Genomic DNA, 5,276 nt, shown 5'->3' on the forward strand with positions numbered 1-5,276 from the left:
CGGTCGGCTGAACTATGTATTATGCTGCAATTTGTTATGCGGAAAAGTCTCCGCATAATACACCCGCTGGCACTTGCTATGCGGCAGATTCGCCGCATGTGCAAGCCCCGAATCTCCCGCATACCACGCGTAGGATAGGCTTGTGTGCATATTATCGCACACGTTCGTGGAAAAGTCAAGGACTTTACGCACATATGAGCAATCTGCCGCCCCATGCGGGCGGCGGCGACGGCCGCCTCCTACCGAACCGCCAGCGCCTCCAGCAACTGATAGCGCAACGCCGCAAATTCTGGCGACGCCGTCATGGAGCGCCGCCGCGGGCGGGCCAGGGGCACGGCGAGCACGGTCTTGACCCGCCCGGGTCGCGGCGTCAGCACATACACCCGATCCGACAGGAATAGCGCCTCGTCCACGTCGTGGGTGATGAACAGGATGGTCTTGCGGAAGCGCGCCCACACGCCCAGCAGCCATTCCTGCAACTCCATCCGCGTCAGCGCGTCCAGCGCCCCGAACGGCTCGTCCAGCAGCAGCACCTCGCGGTGGGTCAGGAACGTGCGGAGCAGGGCGGCGCGCTGCTTCATCCCGCCCGACAGCACCGCCGGATACGCGTCGGCGAACCCCTCAAGCCCGAACAGCGGGATCAGTTCTCTGGCCTCGCGGCGGCTCTCCCGCAGGTCTTCGCCCCGCAGTTCAGGCCCCAGGATCACGTTGTCCAGCACCGACCGCCAGGGCAGCAGGAGGTCTTTCTGCGGCATGTAGCCCACCAGTCCCGCGCGGCGCGACGCCGCCTGCCCGTCCAGCAGCACCTGGCCTTCGTCCGGCTCCAGCAGGCCGCAGATGATGTTGAACAGGGTGCTCTTGCCGCAGCCGCTGGGGCCGATGATAGACACGAACTCGCCCGCGCGGGCATGGAGGCTCACGTCCTCCAGCGCCTTCAAGGGCACCCCGTCCACTTTGAACCACTTGGTGATGCCCGTCAGTTCCAGTTTGCACGGCGCGTCAGGGCAGGAATTCATTGGTAAACGCCTTGTCGGGGTCAAAGTCGCCGGTGATGAGGCCGTTGGTCTTCATCCAGTCGCCGAAGGCGCGCCACGTCTCGGCCTTCTGCACGCCCCACTTGGGCGCGTCGGCCTTGTAGCGCGGGCTGAGCCACTCCTGGCTGTGGCGGATGAGTTCGGGGTCGCTTTCGGGCGCGTACTTCAGCAGGATTTCCGCTGCCTCCGACGGGTGCGCAATGGCGTACTCGTACCCGCGCGCCGTCGCCGCCATGAATCGGCGCACCAGGTCGGGCTTCTCCTGGATGGTCTTCTCGCCCGCGATGACGACGGGCGTGTAGTAGTCGGGCACGCACGAGCCGTACAGGGGGATCGTGTTCAGTTCGTATCCCTTGATCTGCGCCTGCACGCCGTCCCACGCCAGGAAGATCCACGCGATGTCCACGCGCCCGCCCAGCAGCGCCGGAAAGGCGTCAAACCCCACGTCCACAAACGTCAGTTTGCTGAAATCGCCGCCGTCGCACGCCATCAGACCCTGGATGACCGCCTGCTCCAGGGGAAGGCCGTAGGACGCATACGTCTTGCCCTCAAAGTCCTTGGGGCGCGTGATATTCTTCTCCTTGAGCGACGCGAACGCCGACGTGTTGTGCTGGATGATGGCCGCCAGCGACACCACCGGAATATCCTGCGAGCGGGCGATGGTAACCTCCTCCTGGAAACTCACGCCGAACTCGGTATGGCCGAAGGCCACCTGCTTGAGCGCCGCAGCCGGATCCGACGGAATCTGGATGTCCAGGTCAATCCCCTGCTCCTTGTACCAGCCCTTGTCCAGGGCCACGTAGAAGCCGGTGTGATTGGTGTTCGGCACCCAGTCCAGCGAAAGCGTGGCCTTCACCGGCGCGGGCGTCGGCGTGGGCGTGGCCCTTTGCCCGCACGCCGCCAGCAGCAGAACCGCGACAACCATCAGGACTGACAAAACCCGTTTAGACATGTTCCACCTCCCTACATTTCTTCCCATCTTTCCTCGCGTGCTCTGGTGTAGAACCACGGGAGCGCCAGGCGCTCCGCGGCAACGACTGCCAGAAACAGCGCCAGGCTCAGCGCCGAGACGACGCCAATGGTCGCGAAGACCCAGTCGGTGCGGAAGGAGTTGCTGGCGCGCAACATGAACACCCCCAGTCCACGGCTTGCGCCCACCCACTCGCCGATGATGGCCCCGACGACGCTGTAGGTGATGGCCACCTTGATGCCGGTGAACATCCCGGGCAGCGAGGCGGGCACGCGCACCTTGAGGAAAATCTGGCGGCGGGTGGCCCCCATGGATTGCAGGAGCGCGATGAGGTCGGGGTCGGTGGAGCGCAGCCCGTCGGCCGTGCCCACCACGATGGGGAAGAAGCAGACCAACCCCACGACCACCACCTTGGGGAGCAGGCCGTAGCCGAACCAGATGACCAGCAGCGGCGCTATGGCGATGATGGGGATCGTCTGCGACACCACCAGCAGGGGGTACAGCGCCCGCCGCAGCGTGGCCGAAACGTCAATGAGGAGCGCCAACATCAGCCCGCTCGCCAGCGCGACGGCGAATCCGACGAGCGTCTCCGCCACCGTCTGCGCCAGGTGCGGCCCCAGGAGATGGCGGGCGTCCACCGCGGCGCGGGCGATGGCCGAGGGCGCGGGCAGAAGCCAGGCCTGGATGCGCCACACCCGCGTCGCGATTTCCCATGCGGCGAAGGCCAGCGCCACCAGCAGCACAGCGGGGCCGTATTCGGCGATGGCCTGACCCAGAGGCGGCCGTTTGGCCGCTGCGCCTGCCTTCATGGCGTCTCCTCCTTGCGCGGCGCGGGGCACGCGTTGGTGAGGGTGATGACCAGCACCGCCGGCCCCAATTCGGCGGCGCGGCGGAAGCCATCCCTGAGCGCGTTCAGAATCACCTCGTCTTCGCCCCATGTCAGCGTGCTCATCGGCCCGGGCGTGTACTCCAGGCCATGCGCCGCCAGCGCCTTCCAGATTTCCGTGATGGCCGGGGACAGGTCCTGCTGCCCCAGCGGGTACAGACTCACCTGCGCCGATACTCCCATCATACGTCTATCCTCCCGACCAGAAGCGCGCCGAACGGACGAAAGGCCCTGCGCCCGATGCGTTCCAGCGACCACGCCGCGCGCAGCCCCTGCCCGCCCGGCAGCACAAAGACCGAACTGCTCCACCTCACCGTGCCGAACGGCGCGAGCAACCGCGTGAATTCGCCGGGCGCGAAGAAGTGCGCCGCCGCGAAGGGGTCAGACGGGTTGCGGCGGGCGGCCCTTCGGCGCACCCACGCCCAGGGAGACCAGGCGTTCAGCACGCCGACCACCACCCGCCCGCCCTTGCGGCACACGCGCGCCATCTCGGCCACGGCCCGCGCCGCGTCGGACACGAACTCCAGCGCCGTTACCGACAGCACCAGGTCAAAGACGCCGTCCCCGAAGGGCAAGGCCGCGGCGTCGGCCTGCACCAGGGGTGACATCCCCGGCTTGGCCCGGGCCACCCGCAGCATGGCGCGCGACACGTCCACGCCCACCACCCGCGCGCCGCGCTCGGCGAGAAACTGCGCGAAGTGGCCGGTGCCGGTCCCCACGTCCAGCGCGGCCTGGCCCGCCACCAGCCCCACGAACCGCAGCAGCAGGTCCTTCTCCAGCAGGTCCACCGTATGCCCCAGGGGCGTGTCAAACCAGGAATCGTAGAGGTCCGCGAGCGGGTCAAACGGCCACTGCATCGCCCTCCTCCTCGCCGTGGGTTACGACGACCAGCAGGATGCCGTCGGATGTGGACACGCGGGCCACAGGCCCCAGCAGGACGTTGCTGATGCCGCGCCCCGGCCCCATGAACAGGCTTTCGCGGCGCAGCGGGTACTCCAGGCCCTCGGTCTGCACGCCGCGCACCTCGGGCGTGAGGGGGATCAGCGAGACCGTATCGCCGCGCCCACCGCGAATCTCGGCCCGCCCCCACACGACGAAAGCCTCCACGCGGCCGTCCACCAGCCGCACATCCTTGCCCCGCAGTTGGGGCATGGTGAGCAGGTACACATTGCCCAGGGTGTGATCCAGGCGGCCGCCCAGCGCGCCGACGATGGTGATCTCTTCGGCGCCGCGCCTGATGGCCTCCAGCAGCGCCAACTCCAGGTCGGTCTCATCCTTGCGCGACGGGAAGGTGCGGATTTCCACGCCGTTTCGGCGCAGGGAGTCCGCCAACTCCGCCGACAGCGAGTCCATGTCGCCCACGACCACGTGCGGGCGGATGCCGGCGGCGAGGGCCAGCGCCGCCCCGCCGTCCGCCGCGATGATGAGTTGGGCCGATTCCGCCAGGCGGGCCAGCGCCGACGAGTCCGCGCCGACCGACGCCGCAACCACGAGCGTTCGCATACCTGCCTCCCGCAAAACAAAAGCCACCTGCCCTGGATGGGCTGATGGCCATAGATTTACAGACTTCCCTACGCTAGCATTACCCAGGTCAGGTTCAAGGGGTCGATGCCGGACTAGGCATCCTCTCAGCGCAGTTCCCTGCGCTCCCCCAGTCGTATTCGGTTGTCGCGCATCAACTTTACACCGACTCGGCGCGGGCGTCAAATTGCGCCTCGTCGTGATAGGTGTACCTTGTCCACGAATAACGCGAATCCACACGAACAAGAATAAAGAGATTGCTAGGGTGACAGGTGAGACGCACTTCGGAAAGTGCGTCTCACCTGTGTACCTTGTTCACGAATAACGCGAACCTACGCGAATGGGGATGGGTAGTGTATTCCTTCGGTGGAAATTGTGTGGCGCAGGCCAAAAGGTCGGGGGCACTTATGGAAACCTGGCCCTACGCTCGCAATGGGCTGGTGGCACAACGCCAAAACACGTAGGGCGGCTTTCCATAGCCGCCGGAAGCAGGGGGCAGGTATGGAAACCTGCCCTACACTCTACGCATTTCATACTTTTCCACGAATGGCACGGATTTACACGAAAAGTAAGTATGAGATTCTTCGGATGCCGCTGCGGAACCCCTGATTCGGTTCCGTCGCGTGTTGGTGGCCAAGGTGATATGTGCGACGCACTTCCGAAAGTGCGTCGCACATAGCAACCCGTTCTCAGGTTTCCATACCGGGCCGGCGGTCGGGGTGCGCGTTTTCTTTGCCCGCGGCCTCAATTGATGTTATAATCCCGTCGCTGGGGGACAAATCGTCATGGCCGAGAAGCCCGAAGCCGCTGTGCCACAAAACCAGTACGCCGAATACCTGGAGCAGGGCATCCGCGCCGCCGAGTC

At 65.8% G+C, this 5,276-nt stretch carries 6 protein-coding genes and 1 riboswitch; all 6 genes read right to left on the reverse strand.

All coding sequences use genetic code 11. From position 1 onward, the window contains the following. Nucleotides 1-239: 239 nt before the first annotated feature. The 6 genes from H5T65_13880 to H5T65_13905 are packed head-to-tail and all read right to left on the reverse strand — an operon-like array spanning nt 240 to nt 4,393. Nucleotides 240-1,016: an ABC transporter ATP-binding protein gene (locus tag H5T65_13880; protein MBC7260316.1), complete on the reverse strand. Its 777-nt coding sequence runs from the start codon at nt 1,014-1,016 to the stop codon at nt 240-242. Next, nucleotides 1,000-1,986: an ABC transporter substrate-binding protein gene (locus H5T65_13885; protein MBC7260317.1), complete on the reverse strand. Its 987-nt coding sequence runs from the start codon at nt 1,984-1,986 to the stop codon at nt 1,000-1,002. The genes H5T65_13880 and H5T65_13885 overlap by 17 nt, the downstream gene beginning before the upstream one ends. Nucleotides 1,987-1,997: 11 nt before the next feature. Continuing rightward, nucleotides 1,998-2,813 carry an ABC transporter permease gene (locus H5T65_13890; protein MBC7260318.1) on the reverse strand — a complete coding sequence of 272 codons (816 nt, stop codon included), beginning with the start codon at nt 2,811-2,813 and terminating at the stop codon, nt 1,998-2,000. Further along, a complete protein-coding gene (locus tag H5T65_13895; protein MBC7260319.1) occupies nt 2,810-3,076 on the reverse strand; it encodes a thiamine-binding protein in 267 nt (88 codons plus the stop codon). Before H5T65_13895 ends, H5T65_13890 begins: the two co-directional genes overlap by 4 nt. Then, nucleotides 3,073-3,747, reverse strand: coding sequence for a class I SAM-dependent methyltransferase (locus tag H5T65_13900; GenBank protein MBC7260320.1), 675 nt, complete (start codon nt 3,745-3,747; stop codon nt 3,073-3,075). Before H5T65_13900 ends, H5T65_13895 begins: the two co-directional genes overlap by 4 nt. Beyond that, complete coding sequence (locus tag H5T65_13905; GenBank protein ID MBC7260321.1) at nt 3,731-4,393, reverse strand: thiamine diphosphokinase; 663 nt, start codon at nt 4,391-4,393, stop codon at nt 3,731-3,733. Before H5T65_13905 ends, H5T65_13900 begins: the two co-directional genes overlap by 17 nt. A 48-nt stretch (nt 4,394-4,441) precedes the next feature. Next, nucleotides 4,442-4,553: riboswitch (TPP riboswitch) on the reverse strand. Nucleotides 4,554-5,276: the final 723 nt, after the last annotated feature.

This window comes from Chloroflexota bacterium (assembly GCA_014360805.1).
In the GTDB taxonomy this organism is placed as follows: Bacteria; Chloroflexota; Anaerolineae; order DTLA01; family DTLA01; genus DTLA01.

Bases quoted from the DNA above. Each gene is read 5' to 3' on its own strand.
- H5T65_13880 (MBC7260316.1), bottom strand. From the start codon at position 1,016: ATGAATTCCTGCCCTGACGCGCCGTGCAAACTGGAACTGACGGGCATC.
- H5T65_13885 (MBC7260317.1), bottom strand. From the start codon at position 1,986: ATGTCTAAACGGGTTTTGTCAGTCCTGATGGTTGTCGCGGTTCTGCTG.
- H5T65_13890 (MBC7260318.1), bottom strand. From the start codon at position 2,813: ATGAAGGCAGGCGCAGCGGCCAAACGGCCGCCTCTGGGTCAGGCCATC.
- H5T65_13895 (MBC7260319.1), bottom strand. From the start codon at position 3,076: ATGATGGGAGTATCGGCGCAGGTGAGTCTGTACCCGCTGGGGCAGCAG.
- H5T65_13900 (MBC7260320.1), bottom strand. From the start codon at position 3,747: ATGCAGTGGCCGTTTGACCCGCTCGCGGACCTCTACGATTCCTGGTTT.
- H5T65_13905 (MBC7260321.1), bottom strand. From the start codon at position 4,393: ATGCGAACGCTCGTGGTTGCGGCGTCGGTCGGCGCGGACTCGTCGGCG.